This window comes from Synechococcus sp. BO 8801, from assembly GCF_002252675.1.
Classification (GTDB): Bacteria; Cyanobacteriota; Cyanobacteriia; order PCC-6307; family Cyanobiaceae; genus Cyanobium.
In genome coordinates, this window is the sequence record NZ_NQKY01000007.1 from 31,875 (window position 1) to 54,346 (window position 22,472).

General features: G+C 72.5%; 22 protein-coding genes. 10 read left to right on the forward strand and 12 right to left on the reverse strand.

Annotated elements, in window-relative coordinates; all coding sequences use genetic code 11:
* Positions 1-120 precede the first annotated feature (120 nt).
* The 3 genes from CJZ86_RS16675 to CJZ86_RS07110 all read right to left on the reverse strand — a co-directional run bounded on the left by CJZ86_RS16675 (position 121) and on the right by CJZ86_RS07110 (position 2,633).
* A complete protein-coding gene (locus CJZ86_RS16675; RefSeq protein WP_143594087.1) occupies positions 121-669 on the reverse strand; it encodes a hypothetical protein in 549 nt (182 codons plus the stop codon).
* Between the two features lie 189 nt (positions 670-858).
* On the reverse strand, positions 859-1,641 hold the full coding sequence (locus CJZ86_RS07105; protein WP_233133898.1) for an integron integrase: 783 nt from the start codon (positions 1,639-1,641) through the stop codon (positions 859-861).
* An 83-nt stretch (positions 1,642-1,724) separates the two neighbouring features.
* Entirely contained in the window at positions 1,725-2,633 is a 909-nt protein-coding gene (locus CJZ86_RS07110) for an MBL fold metallo-hydrolase (RefSeq protein ID WP_094585253.1), read from the reverse strand.
* Positions 2,634-2,668: 35 nt separating this feature from the next.
* On the opposite strand from CJZ86_RS07110, the gene CJZ86_RS07115 reads away from it, so the two are divergent.
* The 3 genes from CJZ86_RS07115 to CJZ86_RS07125 are packed head-to-tail and all read left to right on the forward strand — an operon-like array spanning position 2,669 to position 6,555.
* Positions 2,669-3,973 (forward strand): diacylglycerol kinase family protein, encoded by a 1,305-nt coding sequence (locus CJZ86_RS07115; RefSeq protein WP_094585254.1) that lies wholly within the window; start codon positions 2,669-2,671, stop codon positions 3,971-3,973.
* Positions 3,974-3,983: 10 nt separating this feature from the next.
* Positions 3,984-5,510, forward strand: a complete 1,527-nt coding sequence (locus CJZ86_RS07120) for a metallophosphoesterase family protein (protein ID WP_094585255.1) — start codon at positions 3,984-3,986, stop codon at positions 5,508-5,510.
* Positions 5,511-5,535: 25 nt separating this feature from the next.
* Complete coding sequence (locus tag CJZ86_RS07125) at positions 5,536-6,555, forward strand: methyltransferase (RefSeq protein ID WP_094585256.1); 1,020 nt, start codon at positions 5,536-5,538, stop codon at positions 6,553-6,555.
* Between the two features lie 14 nt (positions 6,556-6,569).
* Here CJZ86_RS07125 and CJZ86_RS07130 read toward each other — a convergent pair whose 3' ends face one another.
* Complete coding sequence (locus CJZ86_RS07130) at positions 6,570-6,764, reverse strand: hypothetical protein (protein ID WP_094585257.1); 195 nt, start codon at positions 6,762-6,764, stop codon at positions 6,570-6,572.
* A gap of 94 nt (positions 6,765-6,858) precedes the next feature.
* On the opposite strand from CJZ86_RS07130, the gene moaB reads away from it, so the two are divergent.
* Together moaB and CJZ86_RS07140 are read left to right on the forward strand one after the other, a co-directional pair.
* Positions 6,859-7,359 (forward strand): molybdenum cofactor biosynthesis protein B, encoded by a 501-nt coding sequence (gene moaB, locus CJZ86_RS07135; RefSeq protein WP_094585258.1) that lies wholly within the window; start codon positions 6,859-6,861, stop codon positions 7,357-7,359.
* Positions 7,359-9,113 carry a mechanosensitive ion channel family protein gene (locus CJZ86_RS07140; protein ID WP_094585259.1) on the forward strand — a complete coding sequence of 585 codons (1,755 nt, stop codon included), beginning with the start codon at positions 7,359-7,361 and terminating at the stop codon, positions 9,111-9,113. Before moaB ends, CJZ86_RS07140 begins: the two co-directional genes overlap by 1 nt.
* A gap of 15 nt (positions 9,114-9,128) precedes the next feature.
* Here the strand turns inward: CJZ86_RS07140 and CJZ86_RS07145 are convergent, their stop codons facing one another.
* Positions 9,129-9,518, reverse strand: a complete 390-nt coding sequence (locus CJZ86_RS07145) for a DUF6970 domain-containing protein (RefSeq protein ID WP_143594088.1) — start codon at positions 9,516-9,518, stop codon at positions 9,129-9,131.
* Between the two features lie 78 nt (positions 9,519-9,596).
* Here CJZ86_RS07145 and CJZ86_RS07150 point away from each other — a divergent pair, with 78 nt between their 5' ends.
* Positions 9,597-10,088: a nucleoside deaminase gene (locus CJZ86_RS07150; protein ID WP_094585261.1), complete on the forward strand. Its 492-nt coding sequence runs from the start codon at positions 9,597-9,599 to the stop codon at positions 10,086-10,088.
* A 35-nt stretch (positions 10,089-10,123) separates the two neighbouring features.
* Here CJZ86_RS07150 and CJZ86_RS07155 read toward each other — a convergent pair whose 3' ends face one another.
* From CJZ86_RS07155 to CJZ86_RS07165, 3 genes are all read right to left on the reverse strand, one after another.
* A complete protein-coding gene (locus CJZ86_RS07155; protein WP_094585262.1) occupies positions 10,124-10,786 on the reverse strand; it encodes a putative antibiotic biosynthesis monooxygenase in 663 nt (220 codons plus the stop codon).
* Positions 10,787-10,852: 66 nt separating this feature from the next.
* Positions 10,853-12,397, reverse strand: coding sequence for a PhnE/PtxC family ABC transporter permease (locus tag CJZ86_RS07160; protein WP_198960099.1), 1,545 nt, complete (start codon positions 12,395-12,397; stop codon positions 10,853-10,855).
* Positions 12,394-13,164 (reverse strand): phosphonate ABC transporter ATP-binding protein, encoded by a 771-nt coding sequence (locus CJZ86_RS07165; RefSeq protein WP_094585264.1) that lies wholly within the window; start codon positions 13,162-13,164, stop codon positions 12,394-12,396. Before CJZ86_RS07165 ends, CJZ86_RS07160 begins: the two co-directional genes overlap by 4 nt.
* A gap of 114 nt (positions 13,165-13,278) precedes the next feature.
* On the opposite strand from CJZ86_RS07165, the gene CJZ86_RS07170 reads away from it, so the two are divergent.
* The 3 genes from CJZ86_RS07170 to CJZ86_RS07180 all read left to right on the forward strand — a co-directional run bounded on the left by CJZ86_RS07170 (position 13,279) and on the right by CJZ86_RS07180 (position 15,360).
* Positions 13,279-13,650: a DoxX family protein gene (locus CJZ86_RS07170; protein WP_094585265.1), complete on the forward strand. Its 372-nt coding sequence runs from the start codon at positions 13,279-13,281 to the stop codon at positions 13,648-13,650.
* Between the two features lie 91 nt (positions 13,651-13,741).
* Positions 13,742-14,650 (forward strand): cation diffusion facilitator family transporter, encoded by a 909-nt coding sequence (locus tag CJZ86_RS07175; RefSeq protein ID WP_094585266.1) that lies wholly within the window; start codon positions 13,742-13,744, stop codon positions 14,648-14,650.
* Positions 14,651-14,694: 44 nt separating this feature from the next.
* The gene (locus CJZ86_RS07180) at positions 14,695-15,360 is read left to right on the forward strand and encodes an SDR family oxidoreductase (protein WP_094585267.1); all 666 of its coding nucleotides are present in this window, start codon (positions 14,695-14,697) and stop codon (positions 15,358-15,360) included.
* Between the two features lie 15 nt (positions 15,361-15,375).
* Here CJZ86_RS07180 and CJZ86_RS07185 read toward each other — a convergent pair whose 3' ends face one another.
* On the reverse strand, positions 15,376-16,470 hold the full coding sequence (locus CJZ86_RS07185) for a ChaN family lipoprotein (RefSeq protein ID WP_094585268.1): 1,095 nt from the start codon (positions 16,468-16,470) through the stop codon (positions 15,376-15,378).
* A 116-nt stretch (positions 16,471-16,586) separates the two neighbouring features.
* Positions 16,587-17,534 carry a putative selenate ABC transporter substrate-binding protein gene (locus CJZ86_RS07190; protein WP_094585269.1) on the reverse strand — a complete coding sequence of 316 codons (948 nt, stop codon included), beginning with the start codon at positions 17,532-17,534 and terminating at the stop codon, positions 16,587-16,589.
* 105 nt (positions 17,535-17,639) lie between these two features.
* Between CJZ86_RS07190 and mnmH the strand changes: the two genes are divergently transcribed.
* Positions 17,640-18,680, forward strand: a complete 1,041-nt coding sequence (mnmH, locus tag CJZ86_RS07195) for a tRNA 2-selenouridine(34) synthase MnmH (RefSeq protein WP_094585270.1) — start codon at positions 17,640-17,642, stop codon at positions 18,678-18,680.
* Here mnmH and selD read toward each other — a convergent pair.
* Together selD and sulP are read right to left on the reverse strand one after the other, a co-directional pair.
* Positions 18,637-20,751, reverse strand: a complete 2,115-nt coding sequence (selD, locus tag CJZ86_RS07200; protein WP_094585271.1) for a selenide, water dikinase SelD — start codon at positions 20,749-20,751, stop codon at positions 18,637-18,639. The genes mnmH and selD overlap by 44 nt on opposite strands.
* Positions 20,748-22,460: a sulfate permease gene (sulP, locus tag CJZ86_RS07205; protein ID WP_094585272.1), complete on the reverse strand. Its 1,713-nt coding sequence runs from the start codon at positions 22,458-22,460 to the stop codon at positions 20,748-20,750. Before sulP ends, selD begins: the two co-directional genes overlap by 4 nt.
* Between the last annotated feature and the right edge of the window lie 12 nt (positions 22,461-22,472).

The following is a 22,472-nucleotide window of genomic DNA, read 5'->3' on the forward strand; positions in this document are numbered from 1 at the left end:
TTGTAGGACCTAACGCTCAAGATCAGCGGCGGGCAGAAGCTCTGTGCGCACTTCAAGCATGATTTCCCCCGCCCGCTGAATCTTGATGTTAGATTGATGAGATGAGATGAGAGAGCTTGTCTATCGCAGCTCTCTCAGCTGGACATCTTTTATTTTATTCTTTATTACTTTATCCCTTGGGTCATTGGCTGGTAAGCGTTCGTCGATGATGCCTAGGTAGTAAGCCGCTTTGGCATAATCCTTCCGCGCCTCTGCTGACTCAGATAGCATCCTAAGCTCGCGTATTGACACTGAATCAAGTGACTTGGTTGTGTCCTGATTCGAGAAAAGTAAACGAGGTCCAACAAGTAACGCAAAGATAATCACAAGATACCTCATCAACTCTGAGTACCAAGCCTGCCGATCCCGCTGGTCAGACATTGCTGCAGCCAAGAGAAGAAGGAAAAATGCAGAGATGAACAAGCCTACAACTACTGTGCTCCAAGTTATGGCAAGTCCTAGACTTATTCTGGAAGGCTCAAATGCTCTAATCAGGCTGCCAAGGAATATCCCAAGCGAAATCAAAGCGAACTCCTTCCGGTGCTTACCAAGCTTCGGAAAGACGTCAAACATCTGGATTCCGAAACCAATCAGCGACGCAATCCCGGTAACAATGGTAAACGACTCCATGGTTTTTAGGGTAATCTAACAGTATTTCGGCGAGTCCGGTATTCATCCCGCTCGGGGGGCTCCGGCGGCATAAGAAACCTGCGAGACCATGATCAAGCCTTGGAGCTCGCTCCAGCGTAAGGCTTTTCTCTGGCGGTGCTCTTGGGTAACGGAGACATGGGCGGGTCCGGGAACCAGATGCTCGCTTGGTTACAGAAGGTCCACCGGGCTCATCACCCCACAGGGGCCACGATTCAGCACATGCGTATAGATCATCGTGGTCTTCACGTCGCTGTGCCCCAGCAATTCCTGGATGGTGCGGATGTCCTGGCCACGCTCCAGCAGGTGAGTCGCAAACGAGTGGCGAAAGGTGTGGCAGCTGGCAGGCTTGCTGATTCCGGCCCGCAGGATTGCCCGCTTCACCGCCTTCTGAATCACGGACGGGTCAATGTGGTGCCGGCCTTCCGTTCGAGTCCCTGCGTCACGCCAACGGTGCGATTGTGGGAAGACCCACTGCCAGCCCCATTCCGAGGCAGCGTTCGGGTACTTCCTTCCCAATGCCATCGGCAGCACCACCAGCAGATGATTCTGCAAGGGCTCCATAAGGCTGGCGGGGAACACGGTGACCCGGTCCTTGTCGCCTTTGCCACTGCGGACGGTCACTTGCCGGGCTTCGAGATCCACATCCTGCACCCGGAGCCTCAGCGCTTCCATCAGCCGCAGTCCGCAGCCATAGAGCATCTGCGCCACGAGGTGTTCGGTTCCCTTGAGCTGCTGCAGCACGGCCCTCACCTCCGCCACCGTGAACACCACCGGCAACCGCTTGGGCTGCCGGGCGCGCACCACCCCTTCCAGGTTGCCCACATCTCCCCCAAGCACGTGCCTGTAGAGAAAGAGCAGGGCGGATAACGCCTGGTTCTGCGTGGAGGCACTCACTTGCCCCACCGTGGCCAGGGGATGCCGCATCCCGTGAAAGCGCAGAAAGCGATTCACCCACTGGGCATGAGTTCCTCACGGTAACGATCCATCAGCCTCGGGCCGGGAGTCGGAGCCATGGGAACAGGGCGGACCCGCCTTCAGGGTTCCCCGCCCCGGTCCCCCCGCACCCGCTCCAGCGTCGCCTCCAGCTCCTGCCGCCATTCGCCGGGGGCGAAGTGGTGCCAGCGGCCGTGGCCGGGCAGGAGCCAGCGCACGTCCAGATCCAGGAGCCGCTCCACCGAGCGCACCTGCTCCTGCCAGTCCCACCAGCAGTAGCGGCGGGAGACCACCACCCCGGGGGGATCCACGCCCCACCAGAGGTGGTCGCCGCTGAACAGCACCTGGCCGGCGAAGAGCACCGCCACCGACCCGGGGGTGTGGCCCGGCACCGGCAGCACCAGCAGGTCGTCGTCGAGGGTGATGGGTTCGCTTCCCTTGAAGCGGTGCTCCGCCTCCGGGGCGGCGTCGGCATCGGCGGTGTGGATCCAGCGTTCGGCGCCGAAGTGTCGGGCCCAGGCGTCGTGGTCGGCCACGTCGTCGCGGTGGCTGAGCAGGATCCGGCCCACGCCTCCAAGGGCCCCGATCCGGCGGGCCAGGGCGCCGCTCCAGCGCGGTGAATCGATCAGCACGTTGTTGGGCCGGCCATCGGCGTGGCGTCGGGTGATCAGCCAGCTGCTGGCCCCGAAGCTCTTGCGCGAGGCACAGCCGCAATAGTGCGCCTCCCCCGCCAGCAGGCTGCACACCAGCGACGGGAAGCCATCGGCCGGGCTCCGGGCCAGCAGCTCCCTGCTGGTGCCGATCGCCGCCACCGGGCAGGCCTGCAGGGCCAGCAAGGCCGCGCGGATCTCCCCTTCGCCCTGGGGCTGGGCCCACACGTGCGACGTGCGGCCGGTGGGGGCGAAGTGGGCCGGATCGAACTGCCAGCAGGTGCCGCAGTCGATGCAGGCCCTGTCCACATAGAACGGCCCCTCCGCATTGGCGGCCAGGCGCTGCTGGGGACGGGCCATGGGAGGGTGGCGGCAACGCCCCTAGCCTGATCCCCATGGCCCATGCCCTGGCGCTGCTGGCAAGTGCGTCGCGTCGTGAGGCGCTGCTGGACTGGCTCGACCGGCAGTCGCTGGCGGTGGCCGGCTTCCCCCTGCTGGCCAGCGCCGAACTGGCGGAACGGCTCCGCAGCGACCCGCGCACCGCCCAGCTGCGGGTCACGCCGCTGGCGGCCCTCGCCGAGGGGGGTGACATCCAGTTGGCCGCCGAGGTGCTGGCCGGTGCGGTGGACCTGGTGGTGGCCTTCCTCGATCCGGCCGCGCCGGCGGGCACGTCGCCCGACGCCGGGCTGCTGATCCGCGCCTGCGATCTGGCCGCCGTGCCCCTGGCCCTCAATGCCGCCACCGCCGAGCTGGCCCTGCGCGGCCTGTCCCACGGCCGCTCGGCCTACCTGCTGTTCAATCCCGTCGCCGGCCAGGGGGATGCCAACGCCGATCTGGCCCTGATCCGCTCGATCCTCGAACCCCAGCTGCTGGTGACGGTGCTGCTCACCCGGGCCGGCACCGACCCGGCCGACCAGTGCCGGGAACTGGTCGAGCTGCTCCAGGCCCGGCCGGCCGACGAGGCGGGCAACGCCATGATCGTGGCCTGCGGCGGCGACGGCACCGTCTCGGCGGTGGCGGGGGCGGTGGCGGGCACCGGCATTCCCCTCGGCGTCATCCCCCGCGGCACCGCCAACGCCTTCGCCTCGGCCCTGTTCATCCCCACCGACCTGGTGGCCGCCTGCGAAACGATCCTGGCCGGCCACACCCACGTGGTGGACGCCGCCCGCTGCAACGACGTACCGATGACCCTGCTGGCCGGGGTCGGCTTCGAGGCCGGGATGGTGGATCGCGCCACCCGCGAGCTCAAGACGATGCTCGGCCCGCTCGCCTACGTGCTCGCCGGCGCCCAGCAGCTGGCGTCCCAGCAGCCGTTCCGGGCCCGGGTCGAGATCGACGGCACCGTCACCGATGTGCAGGCCGCCGCCATCACCGTGGCCAACGTGGCCCCGGCCACCTCGGTGCTGGCCCAGGGCTTCGGGCGGGTGATCCCCGACGACGGTCTGCTGGAGGTCACCATCGCCTCCCCCGCCACCCGCCTGCAGGGCCTCAACGCCCTCGCCTCCCTGCTCACCTCCGCCGTGGTGCAGTCGCCCGCCAACCACCCCGATCTCCTGTGTCTACGAGCCAGCCGCATCACGATCACCACCGACCCGCCCCAGCGGCTGGTGATCGACGGCGAGATGCTCGAGGCCGACCCGGTCACCTTCACCTGCCTGCCCGGCGCCCTGACGGTGTTCGCGCCGCTGCCGCCACCGTGACCGCGCCCCCATGAACCTGGCCACCGAGGCGGGCGTCGCCACCAAGATCCGCCGCATGGCCGACCGGGTGCGCTGGGGCCATCCCGCCCTCGCCCGCCACGGCATCGACCCCTGCCGCCTGGCGATCGACGGCGATCCGGGCAGCCCCGAGGCCTTCTCCTTCCTCGTGCTCGGCGACAGCGGCACCGGGCTGCATCGCCGCGACACCCCCCAGCGGCGGGTGGCGGAGCAGCTGCTCGCCCATGGCGCCGATGCCCGCTTCCTGCTCCACACCGGCGACGTCGTCTACCCGGTGGGCTCCAGCGAGCAGTATCCCGACAACTTCATCCGTCCTTACCGGGAGTGGATTGTGGGCGGCGAGGACTGGGAGCAACTGCGCTACGACCGGCTCGTCTTCCGGGTGCCGTTCCTGCCGGTGCTCGGCAACCACGACTACTACGACCTGCCGCTGCCGCTGGGGCTGCTCGCCGGCGTCACGGCACCGCCGCGGCGGCTGCTGCGCTCCTGGATCCAGCTGGATGTGGGCTGGCACGGCTCCTTCGTGGGCCAGGCCTGGGCCCGCGCCTTCCTCGATGGGCTGGGCGCCGTGCCCGAGGCCGAGCTGGAGGAGCACCTCGTCCGCACCCGCACCGCCAGCGTCGACGGGGCCCGCTGCCTGCTCTACCGCCCCGGCGCCTTCACCCGCCTGCCCCACCGCCACTACAGCGTCCGCTGGGCCGGGGTCGATGTGTTCGCCCTCGACTCCAACACCTTCAACCAGCCCCTGCCGGCCGGCGCCGACGACGGCCAGCTGCGCCGGCGCCGCCAGCGGCTCGACGCCGAACGGGCCACCCTGCTGCTTTCCCTGGGCCCCCTCGGCGGCGACGAGGACGCCCGCGACGACCGGGCCGCCAAGGCCGAGCAACTCGACGAGCAGATCCGGGACATCGACAAGCAGCTCGAAGGCGGTCCGCCGGCGGTCGACCAGGAGCAGCTCGACTGGTTCGCCGACGCCCTGATCGCCTCCTGGCGCAACCCGGACGTGCGGGGCCGGCTGCTGGTGCTGCACCATCCCCCCTACGTCACCGAAACCAGCAAGTGGGACCAGGGCCAGACCCTGGCGGTGCGGGCCCGGCTGCGCGGCGTGCTGGATCGCGTCGCCGCCGCCCTCGGGCCACTGCCAGCCGGGCGGCCCCTGATCGATCTGGCCTTCAGCGGCCATGCCCACTGCATGGAGTTTCTCCAGACCGCCGACACCGGCCACGGCGACGCCCACATTCCCTGGCTGATCTGCGGCGGCAGCGGCTACAGCCTGCGCCGCCAGCGGCGCGAGGGGCCGGACCTGCTGGAGGGTCCGGCAGGCAGCGAGCGGGTCGTGGCCCGCTCCCGCCTCTTCCTCGGCCGCAGCGGCCGGGGCTCCAGCCTGCGCCGCTCCTACTCCGCCCTGCGGGTCGACGTGGCGGCCGGCACCCCCCTCAAGCTCACACTCACCCCCCTGGTGGCCGAGAAGGCGGAGGGCCGCTGGCGGCCCTACCGCGGAGCCGGCATCGCGGTGTAGACCGGCAACGCACCGCCCCGCTTCGATGGACCCCAGCCCGGATCTCTCCGGCCTTTTCCTCCAGCTGGCCTGCGGCAACTGGGTGACCCAGATGCTGCATGTGGCCGCCGAACTGGCGATCGCCGACCATCTGGCCGCCGCCGGGCCGGAGGGTCTGGCGGCCGAGGAGCTCGCCGGCCGCTGCGGCGCCGACGGGGAGTCCCTGTTCCGGCTGCTGCGGGGTCTGGCCAGCCTGGGCGTGTTCGCCGAGAGCGGGAGCCAGCCGCGCCGCTTCGTGCTCACCCCCCTGGCGGAGCTGCTGCGCAGCGACCACCCCGGCTCCCTGCGCCAGTTCGTGCGCATGCTCGGCGGCGAGCACTACGACGCCTGGACCGACCTGCTCCACAGCGTCCGCAGCGGCGAGAGCGCCTTCCGCCACCACTTCGGCGAACCCGTATTCGACTGGTACGGCCACAACCCCGAGCGCGGCGCCATCTTCGACGGCGCCATGACCGACTTCTCCCGCGTCGAGACCGAGGGGCTGCTGGCCACCTGGGACTTCAGCGCCTCCCGCCACCTGATCGACGTGGGCGGCGGCCGCGGTGGACTGCTGCAGGCGGTGCTGCGCCACCACGGCCACCTGCGCGGCACCCTCTTCGACCAGCCGGCGGTGGTGGCGCCGGTGACGGTGCCGCCGGAGATGGAGGGGCGCTTCAGCGTCGTCGGCGGCGACTTCTTCACCAGCGCGCCGGCCGGCGGCGACACCTACCTGCTCAAGCACATCCTCCACGACTGGGGCGATGACGCCTGCCTGACGATCCTCGGCCACATCCGCGCCGGCCTGGCCCCGGGCGGGCGGCTGCTGATCCTCGAGCAGGTGATCCCCCCGGGCAACGCTCCGGCCCCGGGCAAGCTGCTCGATCTCAACATGCTGGTGATGACCGAGGGCGGCCGGGAGCGCACCCCCACGGAGTACGGCCAGCTGCTGGAACGCGCCGGCCTGCGCCTGGCGGGGATCCACCCGACCCCGTCACCGGTCGCGGTGGTGGAGGCGGTAGCGGCCTGAGCGCGGGCCCCGCGTCACACCAGCAGACCGACCACCAGGGCGATGGCCCCGCCGATGGGGCCGAAGAAGAAGAAGCTGCCCATCGCCGCGGCCAGCTCGCGGTCATGGCGGGTGTAGAGCTGCAGCACCAGCACATAGCTGATGCCGGTGCTGAGCAGGAAGCCCGCCAGGCCGAACAGCAGCCCCCGTCCCAGCCGTTTCCAGCTCATCCCCGGGCTCTCCGCTTGGCCTGCGTTCCTCGACAGTCAGTGTGCCAGAGGCGCTCCGCGACCTAGCGTCGGAGCCAGCCCAGCCCCAGGATCCGTGAGCCTTGCCATCGCCCTGCTCACGGTTTCCGACACCCGCACCCTCGCCGACGATCCCTCGGGCGATGCCCTGCAGCAGCGGCTCGAGGCGGCCGGCCACCGGCTGCTGGAGCGCAGCCTGGTGCCCGACGACCGCTACCGCATCCGCGCCGAGCTGAGCCGCTGGATCGCCGACCCCGCCGTCCAGGTGGTGATCAGTTCCGGCGGCACCGGCCTCACCGGCCGCGACGGCACCCCCGAGGCCGTGGCGCCCCTGCTCGACAAGACGATCGAGGGCTTCGGCGAACTGTTCCGGGTGCTCTCCTTCGAGACGATCGGCACCAGCACCCTGCAGAGCCGCGCCCTGGCCGGGGTGGCCAACGGCACGGTGGTGTTCGTGCTGCCGGGCTCCCTCGATGCGGTGTCCACCGCCTGGGACCGGCTGATCCGCGCCCAGCTCGACGCCACCACCCGCCCCTGCAACCTGGTGCAGCTGCTGCCGCGGCTCACGGAAACCTGATGCGGCCCCGTGTCCTGCGGCGGCGGACCCGGCCCTGGTGGCTGGGGGCCCTCGCCCTGCTGCTCGCCGTCGGGCTCTGGTGGCTGCCGCCGGCCGGGGCGATGGCCGCCGCCACGGCCGATGGCAGCGGGGCCCGTGGGCCCGGGACAGGCCCGGCCGACCCCGGCGGCGTGGTGGCCGCCGGCAGTTTCGAGCTGGCCAAGGTGCGGATCCTCGGCGTTCCCGCCCTCACCGTGGCCTCTCCGGTGGTGGGCCATCAGGACAATGCGCCCGACGCCCGGCGCCGCGCCGAGGTGATCGAAGGCAACCTGCGCCTCCTCTACGACCCCGAGCACCTCTGCAGCGAGAGCGAACAGATCGCCGAGTGGATCCTGGTGCGGGTGCTGGGGGGAAGTGATGGGGCCTGTGAGCCGTCGCCGCTCCAGCGGGTGAGCGGCAGCGCCCCCGAGAAGCTGGTGGTGGAACGCCGGCAGCTGCCGGGGGGCGATGTGGTGCTCGAAGCCAGGGTGCCGGAACGCTCCGAACCCCTGCCGCTGCTCACGGTCACCCGGGCCGACGCCAGCCTCAACGGCGTCAGCGCGTTGGCCCTCGGGGAACGCTGGCAGCAGCGGCTGCAGCGCCGCCTGCGCCATGCCCGCAAAGTGATGCAGCCGGCCGATCTGCGCCGCCGCTGGCAGTTCACCCTCACGGTGCAGCTGGCTCTGGCCCTGCTCACCGCCGCCACCCTCTGGCTGTGGCGCTGGAACCGGGTGCGCTGCGCCGCACTCATCAGCCGCCGCAGCCCCACCCCTGATCGGGCCCTGGAGCAACGCCTGCAGCTCCACCAGGTCTTCGGGCTGGTGCTGCTGCTGCTGGTGCTGCTGCAGCTGATGGTCATGCTGGCCCTGGGGGTGATGGCCGTCCCAGGCAAGGTGCCCCTGGGGCTGCAGTTGCTGCTCCAGCCGGTTCATTCCCTGCTCAAGGTGCTGATGGTGGGGCTGGCCGCCCTGCTGGCGCGCTCCCTGGCCACCTTCCTGCTACACCAGTGGGCCGACGGCTCCAGGGTGCCGGTGGAGGAGCAGGCCCGCCGGGAGCAGCGGCACCGCAGCCTGCTGCGGGTGAGCCATCGCCTCATCGATCTGGTCTGCATCCTGCTGGCGGCCGGCTGGATCCTGATCGACATTCCCGGGATCCGGGCCGCCTCCTCCTCCCTGCTGCTGGCCGGCGGCGCCCTGCTCGGCGGCCTGGCCCTGGTGTTCCAGGGGCTGCTACGGGACTTCGTCGCCGGCCTCGCCGTGCTGATCGAAGACCGCTACGCCATCGGCGACTGGGTGGAGATCAATGGCCTCGAGGGGGACGTGGTGGATGTGGGTGTGCTGAGCACCCAGCTGCACTGCTTCGACCACCGGGTGGCCGTGGTCCAGAACAGTGCGTTCGACCGGGTGGTGAACCACACCAAGCTGCGCTCCGGGGAGGAGGTGAAACTGCTCATCTCCCACCGCTGCACCTCCATCGGCCAGGCCCTGTCGGTGGTGGCCGAGGAGCTCGCCGCCTTCCACACCGACCCCACCTGGGGACCCCGCCTGCTGACGCCCCCCCTGCTGCGGGGCGTCAGTGCCACGGGCCCGCTGGGCATCACCGTGAGCGTCCTGCTCACCACGGTGACCGGCGAGCAGTGGGCCTGCGCCCGTGAGCTGCAGGGGCGTCTGGTGGCCCGCTTCCAGCGGGAGGGGATCCCCCTGGCCGATGGCCTGGAGCTGGTCGGGCGGGGCTGATCAGGGTGGGCCCGTTCACCGCGGATCGCGCCAGAGCAGCAGGCCCTCGCGGCGCCGCTCATGGAAATCGCCGGCCCGACCATCGCCCCCGCCGGTGAGGCCTCCGTCCGGGGCAGCGATCACCCGGCCCTCGGCATCGAAGAGCGTGCTGGTCTGGTCGCAGCACTGGGGCGGCAGGTAGTACACCACCTGGCCCCGGTAGCGATAGCGCCACACGGTCTGGGGCGGATTGCCGCGCGGCTGGGCCTTCATCTGCCCGATCAGCCGCTGCAGCCACGGCGGGGCGGCCGGGGAAGCCAGGGCCGTGGGGGCAAGGGCGCCCAACGCCAGGGAGCTCACCATCAGCGTGGCAGCGGCCAGGCCCGCCCCCCGCAACGGCCCGCAGCGGGCGGCACTCCCTGCCATCGGCGGCCCCTGGCGTGATCTCGAAAGGGAGGCTGCCACGGCCGGCGCGGCTACGGTGGGGCGTGCGCAGGAAGGTTCATGGCTGCAGCGACGCCGGACCACGAGACCTTCATCCGCCAGGCCATCGCACTGTCCCGCAAAGCAGCCCTGGAATACGGCACCGGAGGGGCCTTCGGGGCGGTGATCGTCAGGGATGGCGTGGTCATCTCCCAGGGGATGAACCGCGTCGTGGCCAGCCACGATCCCACCTGGCACGGCGAGATGGAGGCGATCCGGCTGGCCTGCATCACCCTGCAGAGCTTCAAGCTGCCCGGCTGCATCCTCTACACATCCGCCGAGCCCTGTCCGATGTGCATGGCCACCTGCTACTGGGCCGGCATCGAGGCGGTGTATTACGCCGCCACCGTGGAGGACGCCCTCCAATACGGCGACTTCGACGATCGACCGATCTACGAGCAGCTGGCCCTGCCGAAGGAGCAGCGCTCCATTCGCCTGACGCAGATCCTGCGGGAGGAGGCGGTGGAGGTCTGGAAGGAGTACCAGGCCAAGCCTGACCGGGTTCGTTACTGAGACCCCCGCGGCTCCGAGGGGAAGGGGGAGGGCGCTCAGGTGCTGGTGGCCGGCAGGACCCGGAACAGCAGCAGCAACAGCCCCAGGCTCGCCAGGATCGCCGTCAGAGTGAGCCGCTGGCCACGCCGGCTGCCGGTGCCCTCCAGCCACGGCCGGCACAGCCGGCTCACCCAGGGCACCAGCCACCAGCCGGTGAGGGCCACGCTGCAGACATTGGCCAGCAGCAGGCCGCTGGGACCATCCAGCGGCAAGGGCCGGAGCAGCACCCGCAGCACCTCCACGGTGGGGTAGAGCACCAGCAGCACCAGCAGGTTCACCTTCCAGACGGGCACCCGGCGGCGCACCGCTTCCCCCAGCCAGCGGGCATAGCCGTCCCAGTCGCCGTCCCCCGCGTAGCGGTAGCCGCCGCGCTCGGCCGGGTTGAGCAGGGTCCGCCGCTCCGGGCTGTCCATCCAGCCCAGAAAATCGGCCAGGCTGGCGAAGGTCAGCGACGATTCGTAGAGCAGCTCCCCGTTGTCGGCCTGGCCCAGGGGGTTGGGCAGGCTCTCCTCCACGAAGCCGGGGTAGCCGCGGGCCGCGGTCCGCAGCCGTTCCTCCAGCTCCAGGAAGCCGGTTCGGGCCGTCGGCGCGACGCGGTGCAGGAACCGGTAGTGGAAGGGTGGGCCAGGGGTGTCGGGACTGGATCGCGTCGGGGGCATCGCAGCGGCACCGGGGCCGGCTCACCTTGGGTCATCCTCCCGGGGAGTGCCACGCGGGGGGCACCCTCAGGCCGCCCGCAACCAGCGGTGCCGGGCCCGGTCGCTGAGGTCCTCGCCGGCCAGGGTGAGCAGGGCGTAGACCGCCACCAGCGCCAGCAGCTGGTCCCAGGCGAAGGAGCTGAGGCTTTCCAGCAGCTGGCTGCCCAGCCCGGTCGCCCCCACCAGACCCACCACCACCGATTCCCGCAGGATCACATCGGCCCGGTAGGCGCCGTAGGCCAGGTAGGGCCGGGCCAGGGCGCTGAAGCGGCCGTAGAGCAGGGCCAGCCGCGGCCCGCTGCCGCCGCAGGCCATGGCCTCCTCAGCGGCCGGGTCGGTGGCGTCGACACTCTCCAGCAGCAGCCGGCCCAGCACCCCCAGGTTGTGGAAGCCCAGGGCCAGGGCGGCGGTGATCACCCCCGGCTGCAGCACGAACAGCAGCAGCAGGGCCGTCAGCGGCGGTGGCCACAGGCGGCCGAGGGCCCAGAGCAGCCGCAGCCCCTGCCGCGCCCAGCCCACCGGCGCCACCACGAGCAGCAACAGCGGCGCCAGCCCCACCGCCAGGCAGGCCGCCAGGGCGGTGAGCAGCAGGGTGCCGCCCACCAGCCGCGGCCAGGGGAGGGCCCAGGTGGCGGCCCAGTCGCCGCCGCCCAGGCCCGGCAGCGGCTGCCAGTTGAGCAGGGCCGCCGGATCCACCCCCAGGGCCCGGCCCACCAGGACGCACAGGGGCACCAGGGCCGCCAGGGCCAGCAGCATCTCGCGGCTGCGCTCGCCCACCCCCCGCCGGGCCAGCACGAACCGGCCGGGCACCAGCCAGCGCCGCCGCAGCAGGCTGATGCCCGCCTCCAGGGCCAGCATCACCGCCAGCAGCAGCCACAGGCCGCTCCAGAGTTCATGGAACTCCAGCGACTGCAGCGTGAGTTTGAGGTCGGTGCCGAGGCCCCCGAGGCCGAACACCCCCAGCAGGGTGGCGCTGCGCAGGGCGCACTCCAGCCGGTAGCCGCCGTAGCTGAGCACCCCGGGCAGCAGGGCCGGACCCAGGGCCGTGAGCAGGGCGGCCGGCGCCGGGGCGCCCGCCGCCCGCAGGGCCTCCAGGCCGGTCGTGGGCAGGGCATCGAGCAGGTCGGACAGCACCCGGGCCACCAGGGCGCCGAAGGGCAGGGCGATCGCCAGCACCGCCACCGCCGGCTGCAGCCCCACCAGCTGGAGCAGCAGCAGCCCCCAGATCAGCTCATGGATCGCCCGGGGCAGGGCCAGCAGGCGGCGGATCAGCTCCGCCGGCAGGGCGCTGCCCGTCAGGGTTCGCCAGACGGTGCGGGAGCTGCACGCCCCCAGCAGCAGGCCGAGCACCAGGCTGCCGGCCCAGCCCAGCAGGGCCATGCCGACCGTCACCCCCAGCCCCTTCAGCAGCGACGCGAGCACCACCGGATCCAGCGACGGGGTCACCGCCGCCAGCGCGAAGCTGCCGATCAGCTCCCAGCCGCCCCCGTGCACCAACGGCGGCAGCAGGACGGCCAGGGGCACCAGCACCAGGGCCGGCAGCAGCATCAGCAGCGGCGGCGCCGGTTTCAAGGGGCCGCGCCGGGGGGGGTGCCCCCATAGAGGTCCGCCAGCAGGTCGGGGTTCACCTGGCCCACCGGCCCGTCGAACAGCACCCGGCCGTCCTTGAGGCCCACGGCCCGATCGAAGCCGTCGAGCAGGTCGGGGCGGTGCAGGCTCAGCAGCAGGGCCCGGGGGGCCGCCGCCTGGGCCAGCAGCAGGGCCAGCAGCTCGCCGGCCAGGCGCGGATCGAGGCTGGCCAGGGGCTCATCGGCCAGCAGCAGGGTGGGCTCCTGGCGCAGCAGGCGGGCCATCGCCACCCGCTGGCGCTGGCCGCCGGAGAGGGCCGTCACCGGTTGCTCCAGCAGGGCCGGATCCAGATCCATCGCCCGCAGGGCCGCCGCGCAGGCCTCGGTGTCGAGCGGCAGCAGCAGGTTGAGCACGGCCCGGGGCCAGCCCCAGCGGGCCAGGCGGGCGGCGTTGAGGTTCTGCTGGACGGTCAGCTCCTCGATCAGGCGCAGGTCCTGCCAGAGGGTGCCGATGCGGGCCTGCTGGAGCCGCCGGCCGCGGCGGGAGCGGGCGGGGGGCTGGCCCTCCCAGAGCACCGTGCCCGCCGCCGGCGCCAGCAGGCCGTTGGCCACCGCCAGCAGGGTGCTCTTGCCGGCGCCACTGGCCCCCAGCAGCGCCACCCGCTCGCCGGGGGCCAGGCTCAGGTCGACGTCCTCCAGCCGCGGCCGCCCGCGGCCGGCCACACGAACACCCCGCAGCGCGAGCACGGCGGTGGCGGGGCCGGCGGCCATGGGGAGCAGGAAGCACGTAGGTCCGATCCAGATTGCCAGCCGTCAGGCCGGGGCCCCCAGGCGCGTCAGGCCCAGGGGAGCCCCAGCAGAATTCCCCCATCCGCACGGCAAGCGATGACCTCCTCCACCGGGTCCCGACCCTCCCTCCTCGATGGCATCGCCCGGGTGCTGCTGTGCCTGGTGTTCCTCCACGCGGTGATCGGCAAGCTGACGGGCTTCGCCGGGGTGGCTGGGATGATCGCCGGCCGGGGCATCCCCCTGGCGCCGGTGCTGCTGGCGGCGGCCGTGGCCCTGATGGTCGTGGGGTCGGTGCTGGTGATCAGCGGCATCCGGGCCCGGCTCGGGGCGATCCTGCTGCTGCTGTTCCTGGTGCCCACCACCCTGCTGTTCCACAACGATGTGGCCGACCCCCAGGAGCGGATCGCGCTGCTGAAGAACCTCTCGATCATGGGGGGCCTGCTGCTGGTGGCCGAACGGCGCCCCTGAACGGGCCAAACCGCGACCCCACGGGGCGCCGGGGCCAGGCTGGGCGAGCATGGACGGGCGGCATCCTCCCCCTGGCGACCGGTCCGATCCCATGGTCTTCGCGTCTCCCCGCTCCTACATCCTTCTTTCGGTGGCGGCGGCGGTGGCCACCATCGTGCTCAAGACGGCCGCCTGGCGATACACCGGCTCGGTGGGCCTGCTCTCGGATGCGATGGAATCCGGGGTGAACCTGGTGGCGGCCCTGGGGGCCTTCTGGGCCCTCAGCCTGGCGGCCAAGCCGGCCGACCGCACCCATCACTACGGCCACTTCAAGGCCGAGTACTTCTCCAGCGGCCTGGAGAGCGTGCTGATCGTGCTGGCGGCCCTGGCGATCATCCACGCCGCCGTGGGGCGGCTGCAGGCTCCTGAGCCCCTGGAGCAGCTGGGGCTGGGCATGGCCCTCTCCCTGGTGGCCACCCTGCTCAACGGCGTGGTGGCCTGGGTGCTGCTGCGGGCCTCCCGCCACTTCCACTCGATCACCCTGCGGGCCGACGCCCACCACCTGTTCACCGACGTCTGGACCTCCGCCGGGGTGCTGCTGGGCATCGGCCTGGTGAAGCTCACCGGCCTGACGATCCTCGACCCGCTGATCGCCATCGCCGTGGCGCTCAACATCACCCTGACGGGGTGGAATCTGCTGCGGGAGACGGCCACCGGCCTGCTCGACCGCTCGCTGCCCATCGACGAACAGGAGAAGCTGGAGGCGCTGCTGGCCTCCCATGAATCGGAGGAGATCCGCTTCCATGCCCTGCGCACCCGGGTGGCCGGATCGCGCCGCTTCGTCGCCCTGCACGTGCTGGTGCCCGGCCGCTGGACCGTGCAGGCCGGCCACGACCTCTGCGAGCGGCTGGAAGAGGAGATCGCCGTCGCCCTGCCCCGCAGCGATGTGCTGACCCACCTCGAGCCGATCGAGGACCCGAAAGCCTGGGACGACCAAGGGTTCCGCTGGGAGGAGGGCTGAGCCCCATACGATCCAGCCAGCCGTCGCACCGCCGCCCCGTCCCCATGGCCACCGTTCTGATCACCGGCACCAACCGCGGCATCGGTCTGGAGTACTGCCGCCAGCTCCAGGCCAGGGGCGACACGGTGGTGGCGGTCTGCCGCACCCCGTCGCCGGAACTGGAGAGCCTGGGGATCCGCATCGAGGCGGGGATCGACCTCACCGATGGGACCGCCATCGACGCCCTGGTGGAACGGCTCGACGGCCTCCGCCTCGATGCCCTGATCCTGAACGCCGGGATCCTGGAATCCACCAGCCTGGGGGGCCTCGATGCGGAGAGCCTGCGGCGCCAGTTCGAGGTGAACGCCATCGCCCCCCTGCGGCTCACGCGGGCCCTGCTGGGCCATCTGGGCGAGGGCGCCAAGGTGATCCTGATGACGAGCCGCATGGGCTCGATCGACGACAACGGCTCCGGCGGCTCCTACGGCTACCGGATGTCGAAGGTGGCGCTCAACATGGCCGGCAAGTCCCTGGCCATCGACCTGCGCCCCCGCGGCATCGCCGTGGCCCTGCTTCATCCCGGCCTGGTGAGCACCCGCATGACGGGCTTCAGTTCCCAGGGCATCAGCCCCGAGGAGTCCGTGCGCGGCCTGCTGGCCCGCATCGACGCCCTCAGCCTGGAAACGAGCGGCACGTTCTGGCACGCCAACGGCCAGGTGCTGCCCTGGTAGGGCCGGAGCGAGCTCTCAGGGGCCTGGCGCCAGGGGCAGGGCCAGCTGCAGCGGCAGGAGCCGGCCATCCCGCCGCAGGGTGAGGCCGAGGGGCCGGCCCACGGGGTGCGCGGCCACCCGCTCGATCACCTGGCGGGCGCTGCTCACGGACTGGTCATCGACCGCCGTGATCCCATCGCCGACCCGTAGGCCGGAACGCTCCGCCAGCGAGCCGGGGGCCACCTGGCGGATCTCCACCCGGCCGGCGTGGGTTTCCAGGTAGACCCCCAGCCGCAGGCCCACCGGCGGTGGCGTCACCACCCCGTACACCGCCGTCGCCAGAGCCGGCTGCAGCGCCGCGCAGTCGAGGTTGTCCTCCCAGGGCAGCAACCAGGCGGCCTCCGCCAGGCCCAGGGCCCGCAGCTGGTGGGGCACGCCGTGGCCCCCGGCCAGGTGGCCGTTGCCGATCAGGGCCACCACCGGGGCCCCGGGGCGCCGGCGGCGCTGCTCGGCGATGGCCTCGGCCATGGCCCGGTCCCACAGCAGCTGGCTCTCCACGAAGCGGCCGAAGGAGGGGTCCTCCAGCCCCGGCAGCCCCTGGCCGCTGCTGGGCACGAAGGGATGGTGCCGCCAGAGCCGGTGCAGCTGGGCCCGGTAGGCGGCGCTGGCCGGCGCCGGTTGCCCCACCCCCTCCCGCTCACTGGCGGGCACCGCCGCAAACCCCTCGGCCCGCACCCGCCGCACCAGCCGGCGCTCCACGTTCAGCGCCAGCAGCGGCACGCGCCGGTCGCGGGCGAAGCGCAGGATCGGCAGGTAGAGGTCGGCGTCGTAGCCCCAGATGGCCGGCCAGTCGAGGGCGTCGAGGAAGGCGCGCTCCTCCAGGGCCCCGGCCACCCAGCGGTCGAGCACCGGCTGCAGCCGGCGCGGCACCATCTCCAGGCCGAGGCTCAGGCCGGGGCTGCGCTCCTGCAGCGCCTGGAGCGTGGCCAGCTGCCAGCGGTGGTGGGCGGCGCTGTCGTGGCGCTCCCCCAGCAGCACCACCGGACGCCGGGCCAGGCGATCCAGCAGCTCGCCCGCCGCCACGGTGCGGGGACCGGCGGCGCTGGGCTCCACCCAGGCGCCCGCGGGCACACAGGCGCTGGCGGCCGCGGGCCCCGGCGCCCCCAGCAGGGCGGCCAGGCCCAGGGCCAGCCCGGCGGCCCTCGGCCCGCGGCGGTGCCAGCGACCGTGGCAGCGGAAAAGCGGGATCAGCGGATCTTGCCGATCTGGCGGCCCACCTTCTCGATGGGGCTGTAGGCCGCCGCATTGGCGGGGATGAACCGCTGGGCGCCGAACAACGCCAGCACCTCCTTCTGCCTGGGATTGGTGGTGCGCCAGCTGAGGATCGCCGTCCTCATCCTGGTGGTGAAGCCCTTGCCGAAGCGCTTGTCGAGATCGGGCTGGGCAATCCAGTGGTAGTTGGGATAGCCGGGGGTCTTCCAGATCGGAATCACCTTGGCGCGGTTGACCTTGCCCTCGCTGAGGCTGCTGCGCCAGACCTCTTCGCTGACGGCGCCGGCCTGGTAGGCGCCGCTCTGCACCAGGGCGATCGTGGCGTCATGGCTGCTGCTGAAACCGGGTGCACCGCCGGCGAAGTCGCTCAGCTTGACCCCGGCCTGACTCAGATAGAACTGGGGCATCAGGCGGCCGGAGGTGGAGCTCTCCGAGCCGAAGGTGAAGCGCTTGCCCTTCAGCTCCGCCAGCCCCTTGACGTTGCTGATCGGCTTGAGGCCGCTGCTGGTGTTGGCGATGAAGACGCTCTGGAACGACGCGTCGATGTCGCGCTGGGCGATCACCAGGGCGCCGGGCTTCTGCAGGCGTGCCTGCACCCCTGTGAGACTGCCGAACCAGACCAGATCCAGGCCACCGGTGCGGAAGGCACTGACGGCGGCGGCGTAGTCGACCACCGGCACGTAGACCACCTTGACCCCCAGCTGACGGCTGAGTTCATTGGCCACCAGGGGGTAGAGCCGGTTGAGCGTCTCGGGCTTCTGGTCGGGGATGGCGCCGATGCGCAGCACCTTCTGGCTCTGCTGGGCCGCCGCCGGAGCCAGCAGGCCGGGAAGGGGGGCGGCGGCGGGGGCCACCAGGGGCAGCAGCGCCAGCGACACCCCCATCAGGGCGGCGCTGGCGGTGGCGCGGATCCGGAGAAGCATCGGGCTCGGGCAGGGGGTAGACCGTTGCTCCACTATGGCCATCAGGTGGGTGCCGGCCCGCGGCCTTCGTCCTCGCCAGGCGCCCCCGTCCCAGCCGCGAGCCCCATGGCGCCCTGCCTTCCCATCGATGCGTTCCTGGCGGGGGGTGGCGCCGTGCTCGACGTGCGCACCCCGGCCGAATTCCGCCAGGGCCACATCCCCGGGGCCGCCAATCTGCCCCTGTTCAGCGATGCCGAACGGGCCGAGGTGGGCACCCTCTACAAGCAGCAGGGCCGCCAGGCCGCCGTGCAACGGGGTCTGGCCCTGGTGGGGCCGCGGATGGAGGCCCTGGCCGCCGAACTGGTGGCCTGGAGCGAACGCTCGGCCGGGGCGCCCCTGCGGCTGCACTGCTGGCGCGGCGGCATGCGTTCGGGCAGCGTCGCCTGGCTGGCCCAGCAGCTGGAGCTGCCGGTGCTGCTGCTGGAGGGGGGCTACAAGAGCTACCGGCGCTGGGTGCTGGAGCTGTTCGAGCGGCCCTGGCCCGTGCGGCTGCTGGGGGGCCGCACCGGCAGCGGCAAGACCGAGCTGCTGCTGGCCCTGCAGGGGCTGGGGGCGGCGGTGGTGGATCTGGAGGGGCTGGCGCACCACCGCGGCAGCAGCTTCGGCGGGCTGGGCCTGCCGGAGCAGCCCAGCAGCGAGCACTACGAGAACCGACTGGCCGCCGCCCTGGCCCCCCTGGCCGGGGCGGAGCAGATCTGGCTGGAGGCCGAGAGTGCCATGGTGGGCCGCTGCCGCATCCCCGCCGGCCTGTGGCGCCAGATGAAGGCCGCGCCGGTGCTGGCGGTGGAGCGGCCCCTGCAGGAGCGGGTGGACCACCTGGTGGAGATCTACGGCGCCCAGGATCCCGTCGCCCTGGCGGAGGCCACCCGGCGCATCGCCAAGCGGCTGGGGCCCCAGCGCACCGCCCTGGCCCTGGAGGCGATCGAGCAGGGCGACTGGGCCACCGCCTGCCGGCAGATGCTCGATTACTACGACCGCTGCTACGACCACGACCTCGACGGCCATGCCTGCTCGGCGGTGGATCTGGGCGGTCTGGCGGCACCGGAGGCCGCCCACGAGCTGATCAGCCGGGGGCTGGTGACGCTGCGGCAGCCGCCCGCCGGCTGACCACCCGCCCGATCACCGCCGCCGCCCCGAAGCCTTCTGCGCGCAGGGCCGCCAGGGCGGCGGGTGCCTCGGCCGCCGGCAACGCCGCCAGCAGCGGCCCGCAGGTCTGGGGATCGATCAGCAGCCCCGCCAGCCCACCGGCCGCCGCCCCCACCAGCCGCACGGGCCCCTCCAGCCGGGCCAGGGCGGCGGCGTTGGCGGGGGCCAGGGTGCTGGCGAAGCCCCGCTCAAGCAGCTCCAGGGCGCCGGGATAGGCGGAAATGGAGGCGGCGTCGAGCTCCACCGCCACCCCCGCGCCGCTGGCGTCCAGCATCTCGCCGAGGTGGCCCAGCAGGCCGAAGCCGGTGATGTCGGTGCAGGCGCGGCAGCCGTGGGCGGCCAGCAGCGGCACCAGGGGCGCCTGGCTGTGCTGCATCCCCTCCAGCAGGGCTTCCATCCAGGCGGGCGCGGCGGCGCCGGCCATGGCGGCGGCGAACAGCACGCCGCTGCCCAGGGGCCGGCTGAGCAGCAGGACCTCGCCGGGCCGCAGAGGCCCCTTGCCCCAGTGGGCCGCCGGCGCCACCCGGCCGTTGACGGTGAGAGCCAGGGCCAGCCCCGCCCCGTCGCGGCCCTCCAGGGTGTGGCCACCAACCAGGGCAGCGCCGAGGGGCTCCAGCACCGAGCACACCCCGGCCAGGGTCTGCAGCAGCAGCTCCTCCTGCACGGTCGCCGCAGCCTCCGGCACCGTCACCAGGGCCTGCACGCTGTCCACGGCGGCGCCGCTGGCCCAGAGGTCGCTGCAGGCATGGAGGGTGGTGAGCCGCCCGTTCAGCCAGGGGTCGTCCACCAAGGCGGGGAAGCCGTCGACGCTCTGCAGCAACAGGCCGCCGTCGGCACCGCTGCCCACCACGGCCGCGTCCTCCACCGGCCGCGGTGGTCCGTCGGGGTCGAGGCGGGCCAGGGCGGCCGCCAGGGGGGCGGCCCCCAGCTTGGCGGCACAGCCGCGGCAGGCCATGGCGGCTGCGGCCATCGGCTGGAGCGCGGCGAAGCGGGCCATGAAGGCCCGGTCGATGCGCTGCTTCCAGCGCCAGATCCACCCCGATGGCCCCAGGGCCACGGACCCGTAGAACGCCAGGGCCCGGGGGCCATCGGGGTGCCAGCCGCCGTCGCCCAGCAGCTGCAGGGCCCGCGCCTGGGGCCGCCAGGGCCGCAGCGGTTCGGGGGGCTCGGCCAGGCTGCGGCGCAGGTTCTCCGCCAGCACCGGCGCCGAGCGCACGGCCCACACCCCCGAGGGGGGCCGGGGATCGGCGGCGATCAGGCCGCAGTCGCCGCTGGCGAACAGCTCCGGATGGCCGATCACCGCCAGGGTGGGGTGGGTCAGCACCCGGCCGCTGCCGGGGTCCACCGGCAGGCCGGCGGCCGCCAGCCAGGCGGGGGCGCGGCTGCCGGTGCAGGCCAGATCGGCCGGGGCCTCTGCTGGCGCCCGGCGCCGGATCGGGATGGCGGCCTGGGCCAGCAGCCGTTCACCGGCCCGGTTCGCCGCGGCCGAGCCCAGATGCAAGCGCTCCCCCTGGAGCAGCAGCTGGCAGGCCATCCCCCGGGCCCGGAAGGCCAGGGCCAGCTCCACGGCGGCGGCCCCGCCCCCGCGGATCACCAGGGGCTCGCCGGCACTGCGCCGCTCCGCCCAGACCAGGAAAGGCTCCAGCGGCTTGACGGCCATCGCCTGCCCCGGGATAGCGGTCACAGCGCCCAGATCGAGGCTGAGCCGGTCGTAGCGCAGGGGCGGACGGCCCGCCAGCTGCAGCTCCCGGGCCGCCGGATCCAGCCCGGTGATCTCCGCCTGCACAAAGGTCACGCCCGCCAGGGTGCAGAGGCGGCGCAGGTCGACGGCGGCCGCCTCCGGGGGCTCCAGAGCCGCCACCACGGCGGGCAGCAGGCCCGAATAAAGGGCGGTGCCGTGGCGACTCACCAGGGTGATGCGGGTGCGCGGCGGCCGGGTGTGGGGGCGCATCAGCCAGCGCCGCAGCACCAGCACGTGGCTGTGGCCGCCCCCCGCCAGGACCAGCAGGTGGCGCTCGGGAGCGTCGTTCATGGGCCCGGCAGCGGCGCCCCGGTCGTCCGGGCCTGGAAGGCAGCGATCGCCGTGGGCAGGGTGGGGAAGAACAGGCGCGGCCCGATGCGCTCCACCAGGCCGGCCCGCTCCAGCTGGCCGTAGAGGTCCTGCTTGACCCGCGCCAGGCCGAAGGTGATGCCCCGGGCGGTCAGCTCCCGCTGCAGCTCCTCGAGCACGTCGGCCGCGGTGATGTCGATCTCCACGATCGCCTCGGCATTGAGCACGAACCAGGCCACCGGCTGGGACTCGGCGGCGATCGTCGCCAGCACCCGCTGGCGGAAGTGCTCGGCATTGGCGAAGCACAGCGGGGCATCGAAACGGAACAGCACCAGGCCAGGGATGGTGCGCGCCCCCTCCCAGTCGCGCACGTCGTGCAGGCCCGCCAGCCGGGGCACGATCCCCATCACGGCGTCGTGGGGACGCACCAGGCGGGCGAACAGATCGATCACCGACAGCCCCACCGCCAGGGCCACGCCGGTGAGCAGGTCGGTCAGCAGCACCCCCAGCAGCGTGATCAGGGCGAGGCGGAATTCACTGGGGCGAAAGCGCTGCAGCCGCAGGAACTCGGGGATGTCGATCAGGCGCAGGGCGGCATAGATGACGATCGCCCCCAGGGCCGCCGTGGGGAACAGGGCCAGCACCGGCCGCAGCCACAGCAGCACCGCCAGCACCATGGCCAGGGCCACCAGGGAGAACAGCTGGGAGCGGCTGCCGAGCGAATCGCCGATGGCGGTGCGGCTGCCGCTGCTGCTCACCGGAAAACCCTGCATCAGCCCGTTGCCCAGGTTGATGGTGCCCAGGGCCAGCAGTTCCTGGTTGGCGTCGATGCGGTAGCCGCCCCGGGCGGCGAAGGCCCGGGCCGTGAGCACGTTGTCGGAGTAGCCCACCAGGGCGATGCCCACCGCGGCGGTCAGCAGGGAGCGGAGCTGGTCGCCCGACACCGGTGGCGGCAGGGATGGGTGGGGCAGCCCGGCCGGGATGGCACCGATCACCGCCACCCCCTGCTGGTCCAGGTGGGCCCCCGCCACCACCGCCATCGCCAGCAGCACCGCCAGCAGGGGGCCCGGGGCCCGGGGGAAACGTCGCTGCACCAGCAACAGGAACACCAGCACCCCCAGGGCCAGCAGCAGGGTGGGCCGGTGGATCTCCCCCAGCCGGCCCAGCAGCTCCACCAGCTGGCCGGGGAGCGCATCGGCCTGCAGCTTCAGGCCGCTGACCCGCCCCAGCTGGCCGCCGATCATGATCAGGGCCACGCCCCCCAGGTAGCCCACCAGGATCGGCCGGGAGAGCAGATCGGCCAGAAAACCGAGCCGGGCCCAGGCGCCGGCGCAGCAGACGAGCCCCACCAGCAGGGCCAGCAGGCTGCAGAAGCCCGCGTAGGCCAGCGGATCCCCCGCCACCAGCGGCCCGACCGCCGCGGCCGTCATCACGGCGGTGGTGGATTCCGGCCCCACCGACAGCTGGGGGGACGAGCCCAGCAGGGCATAGAGAAAGAGGGGCGGCAGGATCGCCCACAGCCCCGCCACCGGGGCCAGACCGGCCACCTCGGCGTAGGCCATGCACTGGGGCACCAGGTACGCCGCCACGGTCACGCCCGCCAGCAGGTCAGGCCGCAGCCAGCTGCGCTGGTAGCCCAGCAGCCGCGCCAGGCCCGGCAGCACCACCGCCAGGCCCTGGCGCGGCTCCATCAGCGTCCCCCG

Excerpts from the sequence above, each read along its gene's own strand:
- CJZ86_RS16675 (WP_143594087.1), bottom strand. The coding sequence starts at position 669 with ATGGAGTCGTTTACCATTGTTACCGGGATTGCGTCGCTGATTGGTTTC.
- CJZ86_RS07110 (WP_094585253.1), bottom strand. The coding sequence starts at position 2,633 with ATGGCCCGTCCCCAGCAGCGCCTGGCCGCCAATGCGGAGGGGCCGTTC.
- CJZ86_RS07115 (WP_094585254.1), top strand. The coding sequence starts at position 2,669 with ATGGCCCATGCCCTGGCGCTGCTGGCAAGTGCGTCGCGTCGTGAGGCG.
- CJZ86_RS07120 (WP_094585255.1), top strand. The coding sequence starts at position 3,984 with ATGAACCTGGCCACCGAGGCGGGCGTCGCCACCAAGATCCGCCGCATG.
- CJZ86_RS07125 (WP_094585256.1), top strand. The coding sequence starts at position 5,536 with ATGGACCCCAGCCCGGATCTCTCCGGCCTTTTCCTCCAGCTGGCCTGC.
- CJZ86_RS07130 (WP_094585257.1), bottom strand. The coding sequence starts at position 6,764 with ATGAGCTGGAAACGGCTGGGACGGGGGCTGCTGTTCGGCCTGGCGGGC.
- CJZ86_RS07140 (WP_094585259.1), top strand. The coding sequence starts at position 7,359 with ATGCGGCCCCGTGTCCTGCGGCGGCGGACCCGGCCCTGGTGGCTGGGG.
- CJZ86_RS07145 (WP_143594088.1), bottom strand. The coding sequence starts at position 9,518 with ATGGCAGGGAGTGCCGCCCGCTGCGGGCCGTTGCGGGGGGCGGGCCTG.
- CJZ86_RS07150 (WP_094585261.1), top strand. The coding sequence starts at position 9,597 with ATGGCTGCAGCGACGCCGGACCACGAGACCTTCATCCGCCAGGCCATC.
- CJZ86_RS07155 (WP_094585262.1), bottom strand. The coding sequence starts at position 10,786 with ATGCCCCCGACGCGATCCAGTCCCGACACCCCTGGCCCACCCTTCCAC.
- CJZ86_RS07165 (WP_094585264.1), bottom strand. The coding sequence starts at position 13,164 with ATGGCCGCCGGCCCCGCCACCGCCGTGCTCGCGCTGCGGGGTGTTCGT.
- CJZ86_RS07170 (WP_094585265.1), top strand. The coding sequence starts at position 13,279 with ATGACCTCCTCCACCGGGTCCCGACCCTCCCTCCTCGATGGCATCGCC.
- CJZ86_RS07175 (WP_094585266.1), top strand. The coding sequence starts at position 13,742 with ATGGTCTTCGCGTCTCCCCGCTCCTACATCCTTCTTTCGGTGGCGGCG.
- CJZ86_RS07180 (WP_094585267.1), top strand. The coding sequence starts at position 14,695 with ATGGCCACCGTTCTGATCACCGGCACCAACCGCGGCATCGGTCTGGAG.
- CJZ86_RS07190 (WP_094585269.1), bottom strand. The coding sequence starts at position 17,534 with ATGCTTCTCCGGATCCGCGCCACCGCCAGCGCCGCCCTGATGGGGGTG.
- mnmH (WP_094585270.1), top strand. The coding sequence starts at position 17,640 with ATGGCGCCCTGCCTTCCCATCGATGCGTTCCTGGCGGGGGGTGGCGCC.
- selD (WP_094585271.1), bottom strand. The coding sequence starts at position 20,751 with ATGAACGACGCTCCCGAGCGCCACCTGCTGGTCCTGGCGGGGGGCGGC.
- sulP (WP_094585272.1), bottom strand. The coding sequence starts at position 22,460 with ATGGAGCCGCGCCAGGGCCTGGCGGTGGTGCTGCCGGGCCTGGCGCGG.